The organism is Bradyrhizobium sp. USDA 4353 (assembly GCF_054063215.1).
Window position 1 is genome coordinate 3712183 of the sequence record NZ_JBSSGB010000001.1, and the last position, 21859, is coordinate 3734041.

The 21859-nt window shown below is 61.8% G+C and carries 18 protein-coding genes and 1 pseudogene; 11 read left to right on the forward strand and 8 right to left on the reverse strand.

Translation table 11 applies throughout. From position 1 onward, the window contains the following. Positions 1 to 66 precede the first annotated feature (66 nt). Both ACVILH_RS16625 and ACVILH_RS16630 read left to right on the forward strand, forming a co-directional pair. Positions 67 to 558 carry a hypothetical protein gene (locus tag ACVILH_RS16625; protein WP_456713847.1) on the forward strand — a complete coding sequence of 164 codons (492 nt, stop codon included), beginning with the start codon at positions 67 to 69 and terminating at the stop codon, positions 556 to 558. A gap of 648 nt (positions 559 to 1206) precedes the next feature. Beyond that, positions 1207 to 2157: pseudogene (locus ACVILH_RS16630) on the forward strand (CaiB/BaiF CoA transferase family protein); the annotation flags it as partial. A 29-nt stretch (positions 2158 to 2186) separates the two neighbouring features. Here the strand turns inward: ACVILH_RS16630 and ACVILH_RS16635 are convergent. Beyond that, positions 2187 to 2915 (reverse strand): CBS domain-containing protein, encoded by a 729-nt coding sequence (locus ACVILH_RS16635; RefSeq protein WP_456713848.1) that lies wholly within the window; start codon positions 2913 to 2915, stop codon positions 2187 to 2189. Between the two features lie 160 nt (positions 2916 to 3075). Between ACVILH_RS16635 and ACVILH_RS16640 the strand changes: the two genes are divergently transcribed. Beyond that, positions 3076 to 3438 (forward strand): hypothetical protein, encoded by a 363-nt coding sequence (locus ACVILH_RS16640; protein WP_456713849.1) that lies wholly within the window; start codon positions 3076 to 3078, stop codon positions 3436 to 3438. Positions 3439 to 3626: 188 nt separating this feature from the next. After that, on the forward strand, positions 3627 to 5321 hold the full coding sequence (locus tag ACVILH_RS16645; protein ID WP_456717000.1) for a PHA/PHB synthase family protein: 1695 nt from the start codon (positions 3627 to 3629) through the stop codon (positions 5319 to 5321). Positions 5322 to 5363: 42 nt separating this feature from the next. Here ACVILH_RS16645 and ACVILH_RS16650 read toward each other — a convergent pair whose 3' ends face one another. Together ACVILH_RS16650 and ACVILH_RS16655 are read right to left on the reverse strand one after the other, a co-directional pair. Next, positions 5364 to 6908 carry a bifunctional aminoglycoside phosphotransferase/ATP-binding protein gene (locus ACVILH_RS16650; protein ID WP_456713850.1) on the reverse strand — a complete coding sequence of 515 codons (1545 nt, stop codon included), beginning with the start codon at positions 6906 to 6908 and terminating at the stop codon, positions 5364 to 5366. Positions 6909 to 6933: 25 nt separating this feature from the next. Continuing rightward, positions 6934 to 7923, reverse strand: coding sequence for a zinc-dependent alcohol dehydrogenase family protein (locus ACVILH_RS16655; protein WP_456713851.1), 990 nt, complete (start codon positions 7921 to 7923; stop codon positions 6934 to 6936). Between the two features lie 256 nt (positions 7924 to 8179). Between ACVILH_RS16655 and ACVILH_RS16660 the strand changes: the two genes are divergently transcribed. Beyond that, entirely contained in the window at positions 8180 to 10873 is a 2694-nt protein-coding gene (locus tag ACVILH_RS16660) for a bifunctional acetate--CoA ligase family protein/GNAT family N-acetyltransferase (RefSeq protein ID WP_456717001.1), read from the forward strand. 34 nt (positions 10874 to 10907) lie between these two features. Here the strand turns inward: ACVILH_RS16660 and ACVILH_RS16665 are convergent, their stop codons facing one another. Continuing rightward, positions 10908 to 11411, reverse strand: a complete 504-nt coding sequence (locus ACVILH_RS16665; RefSeq protein WP_456713852.1) for a phage holin family protein — start codon at positions 11409 to 11411, stop codon at positions 10908 to 10910. Beyond that, positions 11412 to 11681, reverse strand: a complete 270-nt coding sequence (locus tag ACVILH_RS16670) for a hypothetical protein (RefSeq protein ID WP_456713853.1) — start codon at positions 11679 to 11681, stop codon at positions 11412 to 11414. Positions 11682 to 11844: 163 nt separating this feature from the next. Here ACVILH_RS16670 and ACVILH_RS16675 point away from each other — a divergent pair, with 163 nt between their 5' ends. From ACVILH_RS16675 to ACVILH_RS16685, 3 genes are read left to right on the forward strand one after another with little or no spacing between them, the layout of a single operon-like run. Further along, positions 11845 to 12981 carry an MlaE family lipid ABC transporter permease subunit gene (locus ACVILH_RS16675; protein ID WP_456717002.1) on the forward strand — a complete coding sequence of 379 codons (1137 nt, stop codon included), beginning with the start codon at positions 11845 to 11847 and terminating at the stop codon, positions 12979 to 12981. Between the two features lie 2 nt (positions 12982 to 12983). Further along, positions 12984 to 13763 (forward strand): ABC transporter ATP-binding protein, encoded by a 780-nt coding sequence (locus tag ACVILH_RS16680; RefSeq protein ID WP_456713854.1) that lies wholly within the window; start codon positions 12984 to 12986, stop codon positions 13761 to 13763. A gap of 1 nt (position 13764) precedes the next feature. After that, a complete protein-coding gene (locus ACVILH_RS16685; RefSeq protein WP_456713855.1) occupies positions 13765 to 14868 on the forward strand; it encodes an ABC-type transport auxiliary lipoprotein family protein in 1104 nt (367 codons plus the stop codon). 120 nt (positions 14869 to 14988) lie between these two features. Here the strand turns inward: ACVILH_RS16685 and ACVILH_RS16690 are convergent, their stop codons facing one another. Further along, positions 14989 to 15306: a c-type cytochrome gene (locus ACVILH_RS16690; RefSeq protein ID WP_456713856.1), complete on the reverse strand. Its 318-nt coding sequence runs from the start codon at positions 15304 to 15306 to the stop codon at positions 14989 to 14991. Positions 15307 to 15445: 139 nt separating this feature from the next. Between ACVILH_RS16690 and ACVILH_RS16695 the strand changes: the two genes are divergently transcribed. Together ACVILH_RS16695 and ACVILH_RS16700 are read left to right on the forward strand one after the other, a co-directional pair. Further along, entirely contained in the window at positions 15446 to 16159 is a 714-nt protein-coding gene (locus ACVILH_RS16695; RefSeq protein WP_456713857.1) for a helix-turn-helix domain-containing protein, read from the forward strand. Positions 16160 to 16737: 578 nt separating this feature from the next. Beyond that, the gene (locus ACVILH_RS16700; RefSeq protein WP_456713858.1) at positions 16738 to 17466 is read left to right on the forward strand and encodes a Crp/Fnr family transcriptional regulator; all 729 of its coding nucleotides are present in this window, start codon (positions 16738 to 16740) and stop codon (positions 17464 to 17466) included. A gap of 56 nt (positions 17467 to 17522) precedes the next feature. Here the strand turns inward: ACVILH_RS16700 and dctP are convergent, their stop codons facing one another. Further along, complete coding sequence (gene dctP / locus ACVILH_RS16705; protein ID WP_456717003.1) at positions 17523 to 18521, reverse strand: TRAP transporter substrate-binding protein DctP; 999 nt, start codon at positions 18519 to 18521, stop codon at positions 17523 to 17525. 52 nt (positions 18522 to 18573) lie between these two features. After that, on the reverse strand, positions 18574 to 19320 hold the full coding sequence (locus ACVILH_RS16710) for a GntR family transcriptional regulator (protein ID WP_456713859.1): 747 nt from the start codon (positions 19318 to 19320) through the stop codon (positions 18574 to 18576). Positions 19321 to 19665: 345 nt separating this feature from the next. Here ACVILH_RS16710 and ACVILH_RS16715 point away from each other — a divergent pair, with 345 nt between their 5' ends. After that, entirely contained in the window at positions 19666 to 21753 is a 2088-nt protein-coding gene (locus ACVILH_RS16715) for a molybdopterin oxidoreductase family protein (RefSeq protein WP_456713860.1), read from the forward strand. The last annotated feature ends 106 nt before the right edge of the window (positions 21754 to 21859 follow it).

Here is a 21859-nt window from a genome sequence, read left to right on the forward strand (position 1 = left end):
GCGCCGGCCATCAACATCAAAACGATCTTTTTTTTGGAGTGCTAGAACATGAGAGACAGAGCTTCATTGCCTTCGATGCCAGTCCTTCCCAATCCGAATCAGGCCGGCGAGCTGCGCGGATATGGCCAGCAGTGGACGGTGCCGAGTGTCGAGGATCTCGCTCGAGACCGGTCACCTCTCTATCTTCCCGGGGACGATCCGGCGAGAGACAATCCCGGCAATTCGCCGTGGCTGCCGAACTACAGGGAGACGCCGCGCTCGCGTGATCCGGAGTCCTCTCTGCCCCGATCGGGGCCGGATCTGATGGCCGGATCCACGCCGTCTGCGACTTTGAAGGCGCTGATGGCGCTTGCCGCACTCGGCCGTGCTTCGGGAGTGAATGATGCCCCCGGACGAGGGCCGGGCGCATTGATGTCGCGTCCGGCGGGGCCGGCGGTTCTGTTCGGCCTCGGCTCGCCTCCCGCGCCCGCCGACGCCCGGACCGGAGGCGGCGGTCTGGCCGATTTGCTGGCCACGCTGATGGCTTCCAACCCTGACGGTCCGTCCTCGCTGGGGTGATCAAGGGGGATATTGGCCGGCGTCCCGCACGGAAGGTCTGCGCCTCTTTGCGGTTCGCTCACTCGCTCGCCGCGGCGATGGTCTTGGTCTGTTTGCCGGTCCAGATCACAAGGTGCTGGCGCGTAGTTGACCGTCACGTGTCGAGCTGAGGCGATTTTTCTAACCGGGCGAGTGTGGTGCTTGCTCTACAAGACAGCCGTTGACACGTCGGGCAAATCACCCTCATAAGGGCATCATCACAAGATACATACGAAGCCCGCGCCGCGTCACACCGGCGGCGGGCTTTTTCGTCAGCCGGTGAATGACTCCGGCATTGAACCCATGTGCCGTGCTGTCGAGCTTGATCGCGTTGAGAGACGTAGGAGCTCGCAGAAGACGGCACTGCCGACCCCGTCTGCGACGGGCGCCACGGCTACGACGTCTCGTTGGGCGAACCGGGAGTGATCTCCCGCACGATCGTGCCTGCGTGACCTGAACGTCTCATACATCTTCAGACCTGCGCAGCGTCGTCTGGCGAAGCGCGCGATCCTGACGTCCGAAAGCGGCGGCACGATTGCGCGTCACGCTGTGCGTTGCGCCTCCATCATCAGGGATCATCGATGACCACAGCCGCGCGACTTACGCGACATTGTTCGCCGTGATCGGTAGAAGTACGGTCTGGACTATCCCGCGGTGTCGCAGACCAATCCGGGACTGATCTACTGCTCGATATCGGCCTATGGCCGCACGGGTCCGTTTGCGTGGCGCTCGGGCTTCGATCCGATCACGCAAGCCGAGAGCGGCTTCATGTCGCTCAACGGATTTCCCGACGGCCCGCCGGTGCGAACCGGCCCTCCGGTCATCGATTTCGCCACCGGCATGTCGGCCTGCAATGCCATCCTGCTGGCGCTCGCGGCGAGGCAGCGGCTCGGCCGGGGGCAGCATGTCGAGGTCGCGCTGTTCGATACGGCCTTGGCGATGACGGGCTTCTCGGGAATGGCCTATCTCATGAACGGCGTGAATCCGTCGCGAACGGGCAACTCGCCAAACGATTCGCCGACGGTCGGAGTGTTCCAAGCATCGGATGGTCCGCTCTATATCGCCTGCGGAAACGACCGGCTCTATCATCGGCTGGTGACGGAGGTCCTTGCGCGCACGGACCTTCTCAGTGATCCGCGCTTCGCCACCCGAAAGGCGAGATGGACCAACCGCGCCCAACTCCGCGGCATTCTTGCCAACATCATCGCACGGGATCGGATGGACGTCTGGATCGCTCGGATGAATCAAGCCGGCGTTCCCGTCGGCCGCGTCCGTACGGTGGAGCAAGCCTTCAATGCCCCGGAGGTTCGTGCGCGCGACCGCGTGTGTCGCGTTCCGCACCCGACGGCAGGCACGATCCCCAATATCGAGCCGGTCATCACCATGCAGATGACGCCGGCTGTCGAGCCTCGAGCCGCGCCGCGTCTTGGCGAGCATACGACGGCTGTTCTGCGCGACAGGTTGGGACACAGCGAGCAGGAGATCGAAGCCTTCCGCCAGCAGGGCGCGTTTGGACCGACTGACGCCTCTTCTGAGTCAGGCGCAAGTCTGCTCGTTGCCGCGCAAGACCGGCGACGCTAGACTGAAGCGCGCAGCGTCACCGTCGATCCTCAACTGGCCTTAGCCATATCCTCGTCTTCCGGCGAGTTCAGGTACATCCCGGACATGGTGTCGACCCAGCACAGATGGTCGTGCACCTTCTTCACACCAGCGACGTTTTCGGTGGCGACCGTGGCCGCCTGCCGCGAGCGCTCTTCGGTGATGACGCCGCTCAAATGAACGATGCCATCCTTCACGATGACCGACAGTCCGAAGGGGCACCAGTCGTTCTTCTCGAGGGCATCGATGACGCGATTGCGGATGTGATCGTCATCAGCCGTGGGATCCGGAACCTGCCGGCCGAGGGTAGCGACCGCCTGCAGCAGATTCGCCCGTGACACGATGCCGACGACCTGGTCACCCTTCACCACCGGCAATCGCTTCACGTGGTTCTTCTCCATCAGCTCCACGATCTCGGCGAGGGCCGCGTCCTCCGTGATCGTCAGGGGAGACTTGGTCATCACCTCCGCTACCTTGCGGCCATGCTCGTGGACGAAGTCGGCGGCTGATTTTCCGGGCCCGAGAATGAAGCGCAGCCAGCGACCACGCTTGCGTCCCGTGCCGATCTCCGTCCGGCGGATGAAATCGCCTTCAGAAACGACGCCGACCAGCTTGCCGCCTGCATCGACCACCGGTAGGCCGCTGACGTGGCGTTGGAGCATGATGTTGGCCGCGTCCACAATCGACGTGTCGGGCGTGACGGTGATGACGGGACGGGTCATGATCTGATGGGCGCGCATGGCGAACTCCGATGTCAAAAGCTGCAGAACCGTAGTCCCGCGGTCGAGCCGTGAATTGACCCAGGTCAAAGAGAAGGTTGCCCGGTCATTGATGCAGCTCAAGGCTCCGGCTTCGATGCGGAGCTAAAAGATGAGATGACCAGCAAGAGGAGAGATGCCCATGTCTGAGCTCTCCAGGGCAAATATCGTGGCCGCAGAAACGGCCGAGCTGTCCGAACGTGTTGCGCTGTCAAATAAGCATGCGCTCGAGTTGCTCATCGGCTCTCAGCAGATCATTCTGGAGGAGATGCTCTTCGCCAGCAATGAGGTGCTGGACCGCGCTCGCACGGAAACACATCTGCTGGCTGAGTTCGTGTCGAAGCTGGCCGGGGCGCATTCCGTCAAGGGAATTCAGACGATGGTCCAGGAATGCGGACAGCATCAGCTCGACTTCGTCAGGCGCGATTGCGACCGGCTCTTCAGGCATGGGCAGCGTCTCATTGATGCCAGTGTGAATCTCGTGGGGCAACGGTGGCGAAACTGAAGAGCAGAGGACCGTCCCGTTCGGATCGTCATAAAGCAGAGACTCATCAGAACCGAGGTGAGGCGTTGGACGTTGCAAGTGCCGCTCCGGTCCGTCAGGATTGGGGCCAGTCGGCTGTACCTGTTGCCGTATCGCTCTCTCAGGATACCGAGGCGGATGCCAGGGAGTTCAGCCGCGAGGATCATGAGCTGGACAAGGCCTTTAGCGCTGTCCTGGCGCGCATAACCGGCGGAATCTCGCCGGCCGCGCTATCGATGGCCTATCTGGATTGGGCCTGCCACCTCGCGGCGGCGCCTCAACGCCAGATCGAAATCGCCCGGGATGCCTGGCATGGTGCTCGGCTGCTCGCGGAGCGGGCGTTGCATTTTGCGGACCCGGAGCGGGCTCCATGGGATCTGATCAGGCCGCAAGCCAACGATCATCGCTTTTCCAAGCCGCAATGGACGATGCAGCCATTCAACCTGCTGGCGCAAGCTTTCCTGCTCGGTGAAGATTGGTGGCACAAGGCGACGACGGGCGTTCGCGGAGTCAACCCGGCCAACGAAGCCGTCGTGGATTTTTCGCTTCGTCAGTTGCTCGATATGTTCGCGCCCTCGAACTTCGCAGCGACCAATCCCGAGGTGCTGGAAAAGACCATTCGGAGCGGTGGCGAGAACTTTGTCTTCGGTTGGCAGAATTGGCTGGCCGATCTCATGCAGGTTCTGCAGCCTGGAAAGACATCTGATAGCGCCGAATTCGTCGTCGGCCGGACGGTCGCGACGTCGGCCGGCAAGGTCGTGTTCCGAAACCGCCTGATCGAGCTGATCCAATACGCACCGACAACCGACAAGGTGCGGCCTGAACCGGTCCTGATCGTGCCGGCCTGGATCATGAAGTTTTACATCCTCGATCTGTCGCCGCACAATTCCCTGGTCAGGTATCTGACCGACCAGGGCTTCACGGTGTTTATGATCTCTTGGCGAAATCCAGGAGCCAAGGACCGGGATCTTGCGTTCGACGACTACCGCTCGCTGGGCGTCATGGCCGCATTGGGCGAGATCGGGAAGATCGTTCCGGACACGCCGGTCCATGCCGCCGGTTACTGCCTTGGAGGGACGCTGCTCTCGATCACCGCGGCCGCCATGGCGCGGGACGGAGACACTCGTCTCAAGACCATCACGCTGTTTGCGGCTCAGACCGATTTTACGGAAGCGGGAGAGCTGACGCTCTTCATCAATGAGAGTCAGGTCGCATTTCTAGAAGACATGATGTGGGAGCGCGGCTATCTCGACACGACGCAGATGGCGGGCGCCTTCCAATTGTTGCGATCCAACGATCTGATCTGGTCGCGGGTCTCGCGTGACTATCTTCTCGGCGAGCGGGCCAATCCGAGCGATCTGATGGCGTGGAATGCAGACGCAACGCGGTTGCCGTATCGCATGCACTCCGAATATCTTCGCAAGCTGTTTTTGAACAATGATCTTGCCGAAGGGCGGTACAGGGTCGAGGGAAAGCCCGTGTCCCTCTCCGACATTCATACGCCGATGTTCGTTGTCGGCACCCTGCGCGACCATGTCGCCCCGTGGAAGTCGACTTACAAAATTCACTACGAGGTCGACGCCGACGTCACCTTCGTGCTGGCGAGCGGCGGGCACAATGCCGGCATCGTGGCGCCGCCGGGCGAACAGGGGCATTCGCATCAGGTGCGCACCAAGGCGGCCGACGCGCCTTACCTTGGCCCAGATGAGTGGCTGGGTACTTCGCCGCGGATCGAGGGATCGTGGTGGCCGACGTGGACGGCTTGGCTCGCGCAGCAGTCTGGATCGCCGGGTGTCCCGCCGCAGCTGGGGATGGACGAATCGAACGAGCTGGGGAACGCGCCGGGCGACTACGTGCACACGTAGGTCCGACGTTCGTCTCTAGTGATCTTCCGATCAGGCCGCGCCTCAGCGATTGATCCGGAGCAGCGACAGGCTCCGGTTCAGGGTCGTTTCCGGAGTTCCTGACGCATCCACCTGCAACCAATCCAGAGCGCCGATGTCATAGCGTTCCTGCTCTCGAGCGACCGCAGTCGTGGCGTCGGATGCATCGTTGACTCGGTGCTGAATCCGCTCCTGGCGGACGTGCAGGTCTGCAACAAGAAAGAGGCCAGCAAACGGCACTCGCAGTCGATCTGCCAATTGCTGGATTGCCTGACGTTCGGCCTCGCGTGCAAACACGGCGTCGACGATGACGGTGAATCCCTGCGCCAGCACCCGCGCGGCCTGGTTCATCAGCTCGCGATACACTCGGGTGCTCGATTCAGGTGTGTAGGCGGTTGTCGGCAGCCGCTCGCTCTGGGACACGCCAAACAGCTGCTTTCGTAGCACGTCGCTGCGCAGAACGATGGCTCCCGGTATCGGCGCCAACTCAGGGGCGAGCGCGCGCGCCAAAGCTGATTTTCCCGTTCCTGACAGGCCGCCGACGGCAACCATCATTGGAGCGGCTGGCTGAATGAGCTTGCGCGCGAGCTGGAAGTAGCTGTTTGCAATCTCAAACGTCGTTGAGAGATGGGAATCGTTGTGTTCGGTCGCTCCGCGATCGAGTTTCGCGAGGAAGACTTGCGCTCGAATGGCTGCTCTCATGGCCAGGAACAGGGGCAGAGCAGCAAGGCCGTCCGTCTGCTCGGGCTCGGCGGCAAGGAGATAGCGGTTCAGGAGATGATTGGCCGCGACGGGCAGGGTGAAGTGCAGCAGATCCATCAGCGGAAAGGCAAGGTCGTAGAGGACGTCGATCGTGGCGATACGGTCATCGAATTCGATGGCGTCGAACAGCACCGGCTTATGATTGATCACGACGATGTTGGCCAGATGCAGGTCGCCGTGGCAGCGCCGGACATCGCCTTTGGCAGCACGCTGCTCGAGCAATGGTTTGAAGCGCAGAAAAGCCGAACGACAGAGCGCTTGAAGCTCTGCGATCTCTCCTTCCGGAAATCGCCTGCCGGCCTCAAAGCTGGCGATCGACGCGTCGATCCAGCCTGGGACGGAATCGATCCACGCGCTGTCCGCGACCTTGGCGGCAGCCCGATGTGACTCTGCGATGGTCTCCGCCAGATGGTCGGCCAGATCAGCGTCCACCCCTGCATGTCCCGCGAGGTGATCCAATGTCTGGCTATCATCGAAGCGACGCATCTCCACCGCATATTCGATGGGCTCACCCGGCCCATCGATGTCGAATGTCCCATTTGCGGCCTTCGTGATGGCAATGACGCGGAGATAGATGTCGGGGGCAAATGGGTGATTGATCTCCAACTCTTTGGTGCACGCGGCCTTGCGTAGCGCGAGCGTCGAATAGTCTAGGAATGGAAGTTGGATTGCACGCTTGATCTTCAGCGCGCGTTCGCCAAACAGAAAAACGGACGCCGCGTGGGTATCGATGCGGCGAACGTCCGGATGGCGGTTGCTGTCGCCCAAGAACGTGAAGACGAGATCCTGATCGGATGGTGACGTCATGAGCCGCGGCTTCCTGTGTTCAGCTTCAAACGTCTGGCACAAGAACGGCTGCACCGAGAATGTCACCCCGCCTCAATCGGGCAAGAACGGCATTTGCATCCGACAGTGGGTACGCGGTCGTATGAGTCTCGACGCGGGCTTCCCGGGCAACACGTAGGAAGTCGAGACCATCCTTTCGGGTCAGGTTGGCGACGGACATCACCTGACGCTCTCCCCAGAGGAGCCAATAGGGGAAGCTCGGAATGTCGCTCATGTGGATGCCCGCACAGACGACCCGGCCGCCTTTTCGGACGGCTCGCAGGGCGGCTGGAACGAGCTCGCCGGCCGGCGCGTAGATGATGGCCGCATCCAGAGCGACGTCGGGACGCCGGTCCGATCCGCCGGCCCACACTGCACCAAGCCGGCGGGCGAGATCTTGCGCGGTTCGATCGTCTTCGCGAGTGAATGCGTAGACCTCGCGGCCTTCCCAGCGGGCGACCTGGGCAACGATGTGCCCCGCCGCGCCGAATCCGTAAATCCCGATCCGCTCTGCATCTCCGATCATGACCAGGGACCGCCACCCGATCAAGCCCGCGCATAACAGCGGAGCGGCCGCGACGTCGTCACTCAGACCCTGCAACGGGAATGCATAGTTTGCGTCGGCAATCGCGTAAGTGGCATAACCACCATCACGGGTGTAGCCGGTGAAGCGAGGATCATCGCACAGATTTTCCATTCCGTGTGAGCAGAACGTACAGTGGCCGCAAGTGTGCCCCAGCCAGGGAACGCCTACTCGCGCGCCAAGCTGATGCGTCGTGACGCCCGGACCGATTCGGTCGACATGGCCGACGATCTCGTGACCAGGAATGATTGGATAGCGAATGTCCGGCAGTTCCCCGTCGCAGAGATGCAGATCGGTGCGACAAACACCGCATGCGCTGACCCGGATACGAATCTCGCCGGGACCAGGCTCGGGATCCGGGAGTGTCTCGGGTTGGAGAACTCCTCCCGGTCGTTGCAACACCATCGCGTGCATCGAGGACTCCTGGGCAGCGTCGCGCCCGTAACATAAGTCATGCCACGACGCAGGAGGTTGATGTCCGTCAAGGTCGTATGCGCGCTGCACAGCCTATCAAATGCCGGCTGGTGGGGCGAGGGCGGGCTTCCGAAAACGAAGCAGCGTCACATCTCTCCGGTACTGAGATGATAGGTCGCGCTGGACCTGTCGGGGATTGAAACTAAGATGCTGCCGCGGGGCGGCCGCCTTTCGCAGGCTCATGCTGGATATCGAGATGTCGACCTATCGATTGCGGAACCTGCTGCTGCCTCGCTCCATTGCTCTGGTCGGGGGAAGTCCGCGGCCCAACTCGGTCGGGAGGGCCATTCTCGACAACGTCGTCAAGGCAAAGTTCGAGGGCAAGCTCGGTCTCGTCAACTCACGCTATCCGGAGATATCGGGCATCGCATCGGTGCAAAGTCTCGCCGAGTTGCCGTTCGTTCCCGAATTGGTCGTGATCACGACGCCGCCGCCTGCAATTCCCGATCTGATCGACCGCGCGGGTGCGTTGGGGACTGCCGGTGCCCTGATCATCACCTCGGGGCTCGGACACGGGGCTGGATCACTGGCGGATCAGGCCGAGAAAGCCGCACAAAAGCACGGCATGCGTTTGATCGGTCCGAATTGTCTGGGCATCATGATGCCGACCATCAAGCTCAATGCGAGCTTTTCGGCGCATATGCCGGTTGCCGGGAACTTGGCGCTGATCTCACAGTCGGGTGCCATCGCCGCCGGCATGGTGGATTGGGCAGCCCAGCGCGGCGTCGGGTTCTCAGGGATCGTCTCGATCGGTGATCAGCAGGATGTCGATCTCGCCGACCTCCTGGATCATTTCGCGCTGGACGGCGGAACCCGCGCGATCCTGCTCTACATCGAAGCCATCAAGGACGCCCGGAAGTTCATGTCGGCAGCGCGAGCGGCGGCCAGAGTCAAGCCGGTCGTCGTGGTCAAGTCGGGCCGCGGCGCGCTCGGCGCTAAAGCCGCTGCAACGCATACCGGCGCATTGGCCGGCGCGGATGCCGTCTACGAAGCCGCGTTTCGCCGCGCGGGCGTTCTTCGAGTCTCGGATCTGCGAGAGCTTTTCGACTGTGCGGAGACGCTGGGCCGGGTGGAGTCCCCGACGGGCAAGAGGCTCGCTATTCTGACGAATGGCGGCGGGATTGGTGTGCTCGCTGTCGACCGCCTGGTCGAGCTCGGAGGGATTCCGGCGCAGCTATCAACTTCCGTCCATGACAAGCTCGACGCCGTGCTCCCGCCGACATGGTCCGGATCGAACCCGGTCGACATTGTCGGCGATGCGGATGCCGCGCGTTACACGGCTTCACTCGAGGCCCTGCTGGCGGACCCGGCCAATGACGCAATTCTCGTGATGAACGTTCAGACGGCGATTGCATCGGCGAGCGACATCGCGACAGCTGTCACCCAGTTCGTCAGCGCGTATCGCAAGCAGCATCGGCGGTGGGCCAAGCCTGTGCTGGCGGCATGGGTGGGCGCAGAGCAGCCAGTCATCGAAACCCTGAGCGGGGCGGGGATCCCGAACTATCCGACTGAAGATGATGCCGTCCGGGGCTTCATGCATCTCGTTCGCCACCGTGAAGTCGTGGAGTCGCTCGCGGCCGTTCCGCCGGCGATGCCGAGCTCATTTGCGCCCGACGTCGAGGCCGCTCGCAAGATCGTCACCACGGCGCTCGCCGACGGGCGCACGTGGCTCGATCCCGTCGAGATCAGCCGGCTTCTGGAGTCTTACGACATTGCGATGGTGCCGACCTTCGCGGCGTCCAATGTGGACGAGGCGGTCGCCTATGCAAGTCAGCTCTTTGCCCAGGGAGCCACGGTCGTACTGAAGATCCTGTCGCGTGATATCGTTCACAAGTCGGATGTCGGCGGTGTCGTCCTCAATCTCACCACGGTCGAAGCCGTGCGCAACGCGGCGAACGAGATCATGGCTCGCGCCAAGGCTGTTCGGCCCGACGCCAGGATTTCCGGGGTAATCGTGCAGGCGATGGTGGTTCGGGCCAAGGCGCGAGAGCTGATCATGGGCCTCGCCGATGATCCAACGTTCGGCACGGTGATCGTGTTTGGCCGTGGCGGCACGGCTGTCGAGATCATCAATGACAAGGCGCTCGCTCTGCCGCCGCTGGATCTCCAACTGGCGCGTAACCTCATCGAGCGAACGCGTGTGTCGCGATTGTTACGGGCCTATCGCGACGTCCCTGCCGTCAAGCCGGATGCGGTCGCCTTGGTCCTGGTGAAGCTTGCACAGCTGGCAGCGGACGTTCCTGAAATTCGCGAGCTTGACATCAACCCGCTGCTCGCGGACGAGAGCGGCGTCTTGGCTGTGGACGCGCGGATCGCAGTCGGCGAGGTCCCGCCTAAATTCAAGGGCTCCGGGCCGGCGAATTTCGCCGTTCGGCCCTATCCGAGCCAATGGGAGCGACATCTTCAGGTCAAGGATGGCTGGCGCATCTTTGCGCGACCGATCCGGCCTGAGGACGAGCCGATCATTCACGAGCTCCTCAAGCACGTGACCGCCGAGGATCTCCGCTTGCGCTTCTTTGCGCCGATGAAGGAGTTTACGCACGAGTTCATTGCACGCTTGACCCAGCTCGACTATGCGCGCGCGATGGCCTTCGTTGCTCTCGACGAAGTGACCAACGAGTTGGTCGGCGTCGTGAGAATTCATTCCGACTCGGTCTATGAGAGTGGCGAGTATGCGATCCTGTTGCGGTCAGATCTCAAGGGCAGAGGTCTCGGCTGGGCGTTGATGCAGCTGATCATCGAATATGCCAAGGCGGAAGGCCTGAAGATGATCTCCGGCGACGTGCTGCAGGAGAACAGTGTGATGTTGGAGATGTGCAGGAATCTTGGTTTCGAGGTCAAAACGGATCCGACCGAGCGTGACCTCTGTAACGTCAAGTTGAGGCTTTAGATTATCGGCGCAAGCTGCGGGGAGGGAAGCGCGTTCAGGCCGTAGGGGCGCCGTCAGGCGGCGGACTTGCTGCAGCGTTCTCAGATCCGACATGCGCGCGCAGCGTCCTGATGATGATCGTCGCGAGGGGAACGACAAGAAGCGGAATCAGCTTGTTGAGCGGATGATTGACGATGTTCGAGATGTCAGCTTGGAGAGATCGCGCTTCGAGTTGAAGCGCATCCATCGATGAGGAATGAATCTCGTTGGCCAGCTCGATCTCGCGACCTGACGGCGCGCGGGACGCGAGGATCAGCAGGATCGCCGCGATGAGGAAATTGCAGCCGCCGAGCGCTGCGGCCGCCAGCACTGCGGAGGTGACCTGGACCAGCGCAAGATAGGCCGCCAGCTCGAGCATCAGCAGACCGAAGACGGCAATCAGCGCAGCGAAGGCGCGCAGGCCGAGGCCGACGAGCAGATGTCGAAGCCTGATGTCGGCGATAACACGGTCGGTGCGCCAGAGAAGGCGTAAATGTTTAGCGACATTCTCCGTATCCACTTAAGTTCTCCGCAAGAGGAGGCCGATGGCCATGCCGATCGTAAAGGCTGCAACCGTCGCCGTGATCGGACGAGCCCGGATCAGCCGTTCAATTTGAAGATCGGCGTCGCTCAGACCTGAGCCCAGTGCGCTGATCGCTGCCGCGATCGGCTCGGTCGTCGCCTGCGGATCGACGCCGCTGTGATGTGCGTTCGCATGCCGCAACAGATCCCCCAGCTCATGGGTCAGAGCATCCAGTTCGTTCCTGAGCGTTGCAGCGTCGATCGCCATGTTTTGTTCCTATATCAATCCATTGTAGAAGCAGCAGTGGCGGGAAGCTTGATTTCGCTCAATCGTGTGCCATGCGCGTTTTGATGCAGGTCAAGCGCGGTAGGCCTGTGGGATCTAGGAACGTGCTGTGTCCAGTGACACGCACAGCGAGGGAGACATTCGATTGCGTTCTCATCCGGGATTGACCGCCGAGGCGACGGAAGAGGTGCTGGAGCTCCGTCCGAGTGGCCCCTGGGTCTCTCTCAACGTCGCGGAGCTCGAGAGCTTGACCGGCTCGGCCAGCGCCAAGCTGGGCGCCGCGAGGGCTGTGAAGCTTGACCTCGGGGAGGTCACCGAGATCGACACCGTCGGAGCTTGGCTGCTCGAGAGGCTGGGCCGGCGGGCTGCGGCTGACGGCCGCAAGGTCGAAATGAGCAGCGTTGCCGAGAACTACCTCGGACTTGTCGAGGAGGTTCGACAGGTCAACCGGCGCGAGATCGCGCCGGTGCCGCACCAGAACCTAATCGTTGCCAAGCTCACGGACCTCGGCCGTTCGTCGCTGTCTGCCGCCCGCGACATTGCCGTGTTTCTCGATATGCTCGCGGCGCTGTCGTTTGCGTTGGTGCGAACGCTACGCCGTCCGCAATCGCTGCGTATCACCTCACTCGTCTATCAGATGTATCGGATCGGCTGGCAGGCCATTCCGATCGTGGTTTTGATCACGTTCCTGATCGGCGCCATCATCGCCCAGCAGGGCATCTTCCACTTTCGGCGTTTTGGCGCTGAGTCTTATGTCGTCGACATGGTCGGGATTCTCGTTCTGCGTGAGCTGGGTGTGCTGATCGTTGCGATCATGGTGGCGGGACGATCAGGCAGCGCCTACACGGCGGAGCTCGGATCGATGAAGATGCGGGAGGAGATCGATGCCCTGGTAACGATGGGACTCGATCCCGTTGAGGTTCTGATTCTGCCACGCATCGTCGCCTTGGTCTTGACCTTGCCCATACTGGCCTTCATCGGGTCAATGGCCGCGCTCTATGGCGGGGGATTGGTCGCCCAGCTCTACGGTGGCATGGGGCCGGCCATCTTCATCGCGCGATTGCATGAGGCGATCTCGGTCACGCATTTCGAAGTGGGCATGTTGAAGGCCCCGTTCATGGCGTTGGTGATTGGCATTGTGGCATGCAGCGAGGGCCTTCGCGTGAAAGGGAGCGCGGAATCTCTCGGACAACAGACGACGACGTCTGTCGTGAAATCGATCTTTCTGGTGATCGTGCTCGATGGCCTGTTCGCCGTCTTCTTCGCATCCATTGGAATGTAGCAATGGATGGTAGTGGAAAATCGAGCGCCATTCGGGTGACCAACCTCGTTGTCGGCTTCGGCCGGCAGGTCGTGCTGAACGAGCTCTCGCTGGATGTTCGCCGTGGCGAGATCCTTGGATTGGTCGGTGCATCCGGTGGCGGCAAGTCGGTCCTGATGCGAACGATCATCGGACTTATTCCACGGCGCAGCGGGACCATCGAGGTCATGGGCGTGCCGCTTGGGGGCGCGGCGGAGCGCGCGACACAGAGTGTGGCGACACGCTGGGGCATCTTGTTTCAGCAGGGTGCGCTGTTTTCATCGCTGACCGTCAAGCAGAACGTCCAGTTTCCGCTGCGCGAAAATCTGCAGATGTCGCAGGGCCTGATGGATGAGATCGCCATCGCCAAGCTCGAGATGGTCGGCCTTCGCGCCGAGGATGGCGAAAAGTTTCCGGCCGAGCTCTCCGGCGGCATGACCAAGCGTGCCGCACTGGCGCGGGCACTCGCGCTCGACCCGGCGATTGTGTTTCTCGATGAGCCGACGTCCGGTCTCGATCCGATCTCCGCCGGCGATTTCGATGCCTTGATCAAGACCCTCCAGCAGACCTTGGGGCTGACCGTGTTCATGGTGACCCATGACCTGGCGAGCCTCAACACCGTCTGCGACCGCGTCGCTGCGTTGGCCGACGGCAAGATCGTTGCGATTGGCCCGATGAGCGATCTACTTCGATCCGAACATCCCTGGGTGAAAGCCTACTTCCATGGCAAGCGATCCCAGATGCTGCAACCGAAAGCGAGTTGAGATGGAAACGCGTGCCCCCTTTGCTGTCATCGGCGGCTTCGTGCTGGCGGCCATCGTGGCGATCTTTGGCTTCGTGTATTGGCTCAACAACACGGGAGGCCTCGGTCCGAGGACGACCTACCGGGTGCAGTTCGAGGGATCCGTCCCCGGCCTGCTGGTCGGCGCTGCCGTTCTGTTCAACGGCATCCGGGTTGGCGAAGTGACGGAGCTCGGCTTGGCGCCGGACAACCTGCGCCGGGTCAATGCGACGATCTCGGTCTCGTCGGCCACGCCGGTGCGCGCAGATACCAAGGTCGGCCTGGAATTCCAGGGACTGACCGGCGTGCCTGTGATCGCCTTAGAAGGGGGCTCTTCGTCGACCGCGCCTGGCGGCGTGTCGCTCCTCGTGGCAGAAGCGGGCGCCGGTCAGAGCATGACCCAGGCCGCACGCGATGCCTTGCGACGCGTCGATGCCGTTCTTGCGGAGAATGCCGGTCCGCTGAAGGACACGATCGCCAATCTCAAGACGTTCTCGGACGGGCTGGCGCGGAATACCGGCAAGCTCGATGGGATCGTCTCGGGCCTCGAGAAGATGACGGGCGGCGGCGCGCCGGCCCAGAAGATCACCTATGATCTGGCTGCGCCGCGGGATCTCGGTCCGGTCACCAAGGTCATCAAAGGACAACTCGCCATTCCCGACCCGACAGCGGTGGCGATGCTGCAGACCCAGCGCATGCTGTTCTCACCGGCCAAGGACTATCCTGGCTTCGCCGATTTTCTGTGGGCCGATAGCATTCCAAAATTGCTGCAGGCGCGTCTCATCGATGCATTCGAGAATTATGACGTCACCCACGCGCCGCTGCGGATGTCGGATCTCGGCCAGCCGGACTTTCAGCTGCTGATCGATGTTCGTCGTTTTCGGATCAATGCCGATGCGGCAGCCGTCGCTGAGATTGGGCTGTCGGCGCGGCTGGTGGACAGGAGCGGCAAGGTCATCGCGTCTCGGCTGTTCGACGAGAGTCAACCCGTGGCCAAGCTCGATCCCGCGGAGTCAGTGGCTGCTTTTGACCAGGCTTTCGGCCGTGTCGCCAGATCGCTTCTGGCCTGGACGGTCCAAGCTCTCTGAGCATGGTCCGGAAAAGTGGGAACCGGTTTTCCGAAAAGATCATGCTCAAACAAAGAGATAAGATCATGATGCGTTTCTGCCGAAACGCATCATGATCTTATCGGGGACGCGGCTCGGGGCCTATTCGAGGCTCTTCAGATACGACAGCAGGTCGTTGATCTCTGGGGGAGAGAGCTCAAATTGCGGCATCGCCGGGTGGCCGGTGACGATACCTTCGGCAAGCGCCTCGCCCAAGGTCTCGATCGGGTAACGCAGGTGCAGCGTTCGAAACGGAGGAGCCGGTCGAAATGGACTGTCTCCGACCTTGCCGATGGCGTGGCACCGCGCGCAATGCGTCTTCGCATAGACCCGGCCGCGCTGTTCGGGAGTTGATGCAGCATGGGACGGGAGAGACAACGAAAGGGTCACTATGAGGGCGCAGAAGGCAGACCGCTGCATGCATCACGTCCAAGTCACAAGGCATTTCCCGCCACGATAGTGCCCGGATCGTCCCCTCATTTGATTTGAATCAACTGCAACTCCGAGCATCCGTTAGAATGCGGCTATTCTCCTCACGCTTGGCCCAGCGGAGCCCTGTATGAAGACGTCTCTGGTTGCAGTCGATTTCCACGGGCAGGGCTGCGCCGATTGTGCCGTGCGAGGGTTCAGCGTCTGTGCATCGCTGGACCAGTTCGAGATGCGGGAGTTCGAGCAACTCAGTCGTCGCGTCAGCTTCGGCTCCTGCGAGACCGTGTTTGCGCAGGAGGATACGTCGTCCTGCTTCTACAATCTTCTCGACGGAGTCATGAGGCTCTACAAGCTCTTGCCCGATGGTCGCAGACAGATCGTCGGGTTTGTGTTGCCCGGCGACTTCGTGGGGATGACGACCGAGGAGCGGCATGGGTTTTCGGCCGATGCGATCGGTCCGGTCACGGTCTGTCAGTTCGCCAAGCTGCCGTTTGGCCGTTTCGCCGAAGACAAGCCGAACCTGCTGCGCCGGATGAACCAGCTGGCGGTCCAGGAGCTCAATCAGGCGCGTGACCACATGGTGCTGCTCGGCCGCAGATCGGCTGAGGAAAAGGTCGCGACTTTCCTGGTCGGCTGGAGGGATCGGCTCGTCGAGCTGCGAGGCCCGTCGAACATTGTGCCGCTCCCGATGAGCCGGCAGGACATTGCCGACTATCTCGGTCTCACGATCGAGACGGTGAGCAGGACGTTCACGAAGCTCGAGCGGGAGGGCGTCATCGCCATTCTGCCGGGCGGCGTATCGCTCCGGGATGCGGCCCGGGCCGAGGCTCTGGCTGCCGCCTGAAGCGTTGGCAGCTTTGCATTGATCTGAATCAAGGACGGTCGTGCCTCCGCTGAGGGACAGTGTCTCAAACTCTAAGAAGGGGGAGAGAGATGCCGTTCGACGCGATGATGGTCAGCTTTGCGGTCGTGGGGGTTTTCGTGGCTTTTGCGGCTGTCCTGCTCTGGGCTGATTCTCAGACCAAGCCTCGGACCTGACGCCGGAATACGTTCGGGCTGAAGCGGCCACCCTCCCGCGACCGGTCTTCGGGAGGGGGGACGGCTCGCGCGACGCGCCGGAAGTCACGTCGTGCACCCCAGCACCTCAAGACGGGCCTCCCTTGGGTCCTCGGGCGGCCGACGCGGCCCCCTCGGGAGGCGGCTTTTGCTGCCCCCAATTGATCTTCACTGCATTTTCCTAGACAACTGCCGATCTACCGTATTCCGAAGGGGAAGCGGACATCGAGGAATGGGCGGTCGGGGCTGAGGGATCGTCTGTGCCGCTGGCTACAGACGGGCTCGTGGTGCCTGACGCCATCAGGGCCTCCGTTACGGCTCGACATCTCCTTGGTGGGTAGGATAGGGGCGCCTGGGAGATGCGGTGTGACTGAGGAGAGAAAGGCCAACAGCCGATCAGCCAGCAGCGGCAAGCTATCGGTGCTGCGTCAGCACCCGATATTTCGCGAGCTCGAGTCGGATGCCCTCGATCAGCTGTGCCGTTATGCGAAGCCGACCACGCTCAAGCGCGGCGCCACCATCTTCTCAAAAGGGGATCCAGGATCGAGCCTGTACGCGGTGATCAGCGGCACAGTGAAGATCAGCGTCTCGTCGCCTGACGGCCGCAACGCCATCCTGAACCTGATCAGCGCGGGCGAGATCTTTGGCGAGGTCGCTGTGCTCGACGGACGCGAGCGAACCGCTGACGCCACCGCCAACACGAATTGCGAAATACTGGTCATCGATCGCCGCGAGTTCCTGCCCTTCGTCAAGAGCCAGCCGGTGCTTGCGATGAAGTTCATCGAGCTGCTCTGCGATCGGTTGCGCTGGACCAGCGACCAGGTCGAGCAGGTCATCCTGCAGGATCTTCCCCGGCGTCTCGCCAGCGCTCTGATCGGCCTGACCGAAAAGCAGAAGGTGGATGCGAGCCGCACCATTGCCATCACTCAGCAGGAGATCAGCGAGATGGTGGGCATGACGCGCGAGAGCATCAACAAGCAATTGCGTGCCTGGGCTGCGCGGGACTGGGTAAGACTCGAGCACGGCGCGATCGTCCTGCTGAATCCGGAGCCGCTGCGCGGTTTGGCCGAGGCCGGTGGGGACGCGGACGAATAGGACGTTGAGCCACCCACCGCTCTTCCAGCATAAATCTCGTGGTCGCCCGAACCTCGCTAAGCGATTTCTTGAATTCGCTTGATCATGTCCTGGTACTTCGGGCCGTATTTGTCCCAGACCGGCTTGACCGCCTTTTGGAAAGGCGCCTTGTCCGTGATTGCGATGATCTCGCTTCCGCCCGCCTTGGCCTTCTCCATGGCCTCGCGCTCGTAAGCCTTCCAAAGCTCGCGCTCCTCCATTTGAGCTTCGCGCGCGAATTTCTTGATCAATGTCTGATCGTCATTCGACAGATTGGCCCAGGCCCGCTTTGAAAAGACCAGGATCTCCGGAATAATCAGATGCTGCGTCAGCGAGTAGTAGCTCGCTGCGGTGTAGTGATTGCTGAAGACATAGCTCGGCGGGTTGTTCTCGGCCCCATCGATCACACCTGTCTGCAGCGCGCTGAAAACTTGCTCGTAGCTCATCGCCACGCCGCTCCCGCCGAGCGCGTTCATCATGTCGATGAAGATCGGATTGCCGATCACGCGGATCTTGAGCCCCTTGACGTCCTCGACCGTCCGGATCGGCCTCTTCGTGTTGTAGATGCTGCGCGCGCCGGAATTCATCCAGCAGAGTGCGACGAGATTGGCGCTCGGATGGGCGCTGACGCGGTCGAGCAGGTCCTGCCCGATCGGGCCGTCCATCATCCTCTCGGAATGTTCGATGCTCTTGAACAGGAACGGCATGTTGACGACGTTGACGTCATCGACGATCGGTCCCAATGATCCGGCGCTCACGCGCAGCATCTGAATTGCTCCGATCTGCGTCTGCTCGATAGTTTCCTTCTCCCCGCCGAGCTGCGCAGACGGATATATCTGGATCGCCAGCCGGCCGTTCGTCGCGGCCGCCAGCTTCTTGCCCAGGCTTTCAGTGGCTGCGACCGTTGGATAGCCTGGCGGCTGGACATCGGACGCCTTGAAGACTGCGTTCGATTGCGCGAGCGCGGGCGAGAGCGGCGGTAGCGTCGTTGCCCCGGCGATTGCGGCCGTCAATCTGATGAAATCGCGTCTCTTCATGGCGTCCCTTCCCACGGCCTCGATCGTCAAAACGCCCGCGGATGCCGCGGCCTCAGTTGCTGGGTTCGTCGAAATACTCTGGATTGAGAGTCTGAATTTCGGAGATGTCGTCGAGCAGTCTTTCCAGATGGCCCGCCATGGCCGCCCGTGCCCGGTCTGGATCGCGTTGTTCAATGCCCTTGAGAATGGGTTCGTGTTCGGCGATCACTTCCGACATTCGGCCGATTTGAGGTAAGGTCAGGCGACGATAGCGGTCAACGTGAACCTTTACTTGCTGGATCAACCTCCATATCCCAGGATAGCCGGCCACCTCGGCGATGCCAGCATGAAACATCTCGTCCGCTTGGTGAAAGGCTTCACGATCCTGCGCAGCGCAGGCCTCGCGCTGACGTTCGATCGTAGCATGCAGGTTGAGGATCTGGCTGGACGTCGCGCGCTCGGCCGCCATCCGCGTGGTCGTCTCCTCCAGAGATTTACGGATGATGATGGTCTCGGGAAGCGCTGCGACCGGAATGCGCGACACGAAGATGCCGGATTGAGGAAAAATCTCGACCAGCCCTTCGTCCGAGAGCTTCAGAATCGCTTCGCGAACGGGCGTTCTGCTGACTCCATACGCGGTTGCGATCTGCGCCTCCGAAATCGGCTCCCCGGGCTTGCGGATCAGGGATACCAGCTCGGCCCGAAGATCCGCATAAATCCGCGAAGCCGCCGTTGCGCTGCGCGGGCGGCCGTTGCGGCGCGTCCGGGCAACCACGGGACGGGGAGCAGGGACCAATTTCCTCGGGGCGCGGCTGGACATCGGTGCCTCCTCGATTGATATACTAATATATGAAGGAGCGATGGCAACTGAAATTGCCGGTTACCCGAATCCCGCCATGCTGCGTTGCGAATGAAGTTGTGAGGCCGCGTAAGCAGCGCCCTGAGCCGAGCGCCTCAGGTCGCGGAAGCTCGTGCTCGGTGATGCCGCTTGGGGCTTGGTCGGGACAGCGCAGATGATTGGCGCGTGCGAGCATCCGGAATCGGATGAGGGCGGTAGTGGCCGAGGAACCGGTCTTCCGGAGCAGAATGACCTTTGCGTTTTGCTCATGCGACTGCTTCGCGAACGCTCTCGGCTGGAGCCATGTTTGATGTTAACAATTGGCTCATGAACCAGCAGACTCGCATCGATATCCGCCACTCCACCTGTCCGCACGATTGTCCGTCGGCCTGCGCGCTCGACGTGGAGGTGATCGATCAGAACACGATCGGGCGTGTTCGCGGCTCGAAACGGCAGACATATACGGCCGGGGTGGTCTGCGCCAAGGTGGCGCGATATGCCGAGCGCATTCATCATCCCGAACGGCTCATGCATCCCATGCGTCGTGTCGGCCCCAAAGGCTCGGGCGAGTTCGCGCGCATGTCCTGGGATGAAGCGCTCGACGAGATCGCAGAGCGGTTTCGCCAGACCGAGCGTGAATTCGGCTCGCAATCCGTCTGGCCCTATTACTATGCTGGCACGATGGGACTCGTGATGCGAGACGGCCTCAATCGGCTCACGCACGTCAAGAAATACTCGCGGTTCTACTCGACGATCTGCGCCAACGTCGCGCGCATCGGCTTTGCGATCGGCACCGGAAAAATTGCAGGCGTCGATCCGCGCGAGATGGCGCTGTCGGATTTAGTCGTCATCTGGGGCACGAATCCTGTCAACACGCAAGTCAATGTCATGACCCATGCGGCGCGCGCGCGAAAAGAGCGCGGTGCCAAGATTGCGGCGGTCGATATCTACGACAACGAGACGATGAAGCAGGCTGACATCAAGATCATCCTGCGTCCGGGCACCGATGGCGCGTTTGCGTGCGGCGTGATGCACGTTTTGTTTCGCGATGGTCATGCCGATCGCGCCTACATGGCCAAGTACACGGATTGTCCTGATGAGCTCGAGGCTCATCTGAAGACGCGCACTCCGGAATGGGCCTCGCGGATCTGCGGTGTTCCGGCGAACGAGATCGAAGCCTTTGCAAAGCTGGTCGGCGAGACCAAGCGGACGTTCTTCCGTCTCGGCTATGGCTTCACCCGCAGCCGGAATGGTGCCACGCAGATGCATGCCGCGTCCTGCATCCCGGCCGTGACCGGCGCTTGGCAATATGAGGGGGGCGGGGCCTTCTTCAACAATGCTGCGCTGTGGCACTTCGACGAGTCGATCATCGAGGGCCATGATGCCATCGATCACTCGATCCGCTTTCTCGACCAGTCGCAGATTGGGCGCATCCTCACGGGAGATCGCGACGCGCTCTGTGGCGGTCCGCCGGTCAAGGCGATGCTGATCCAGAACACCAATCCGATGACGGTCGCCCCCGAGCAGAATCTGGTTCGCCAGGGCTTCGCGAGGGAGGATCTGTTCGTTGCGGTCCATGAGCAGTTCATGACCGAGACGGCGCAAATGGCCGACATCGTGCTGCCGGCGACCATGTTCATGGAGCATGACGACCTCTATTACGGCGGTGGTCATCAGCACATTTCGGTCGGGCCTAAGCTGATCGATCCTCCCGGTGAATGCCGCTCGAACCATGAGGTGCTGCAGGGATTGGCGCACCGGTTGGGCGCAGCCCATCCCGGGTTCGACATGACGCCGCGCGAACTGATCGACGCGACCTTGAAGAAGAGCGGCCATGGCGACATCGCCGCGCTGGAGGCCGATGTCTGGCGCGATCTGCAGCCGGATTTTCGCACCTCGCATTACCTCGACGGCTTCGCGCACAAGGATGGCAGATTCCATTTCAAGGCGGATTGGATTCACCCGCCGTTCGGACGGGTGATGGGCAACCCCGAGCGGATGCCGTCTCTGCCGGACCATTGGGCGGTGACCGAGGAGACCGACGAGCAGCATCCGTTCCGCCTGGCGACCAGTCCCGCGCGCTCCTTCCTGAACACGTCGTTCAACGAGACCCCATCCTCCCAGGCGCGCGAGGGGGCGCCCTCGGTGATGATCCATCCGCTCGATGCGGCTCCGCTCGGCATCGCCGACGGTGATGTCGTGACGCTCGGCAATGCGCGCGGGCATACCTCGCTGGCGGCTCGGCTGTTCGACGGGGTCCGGCGCGGGGTGCTCATCGCCGAATCGATCCATCCGAACCGCGCCCATGTCGGCGGTCGCGGCATCAACTCCCTCACGGCGGCCGATACTGTCGCTCCCATCGGTGGCGCAGCCTTCCACGACAACAAAGTCTGGCTGCGAAAGTCGCCGGGGTAGCCTCGCCGTCGGGTCGCTTCCTGAAAATCTCCTTATATTCAGTGACTTGAAGCGCTGTCGCAGCGCGCAGCTCGCGCTAGGCAAGATTCTGTTTACCTCATCGCCG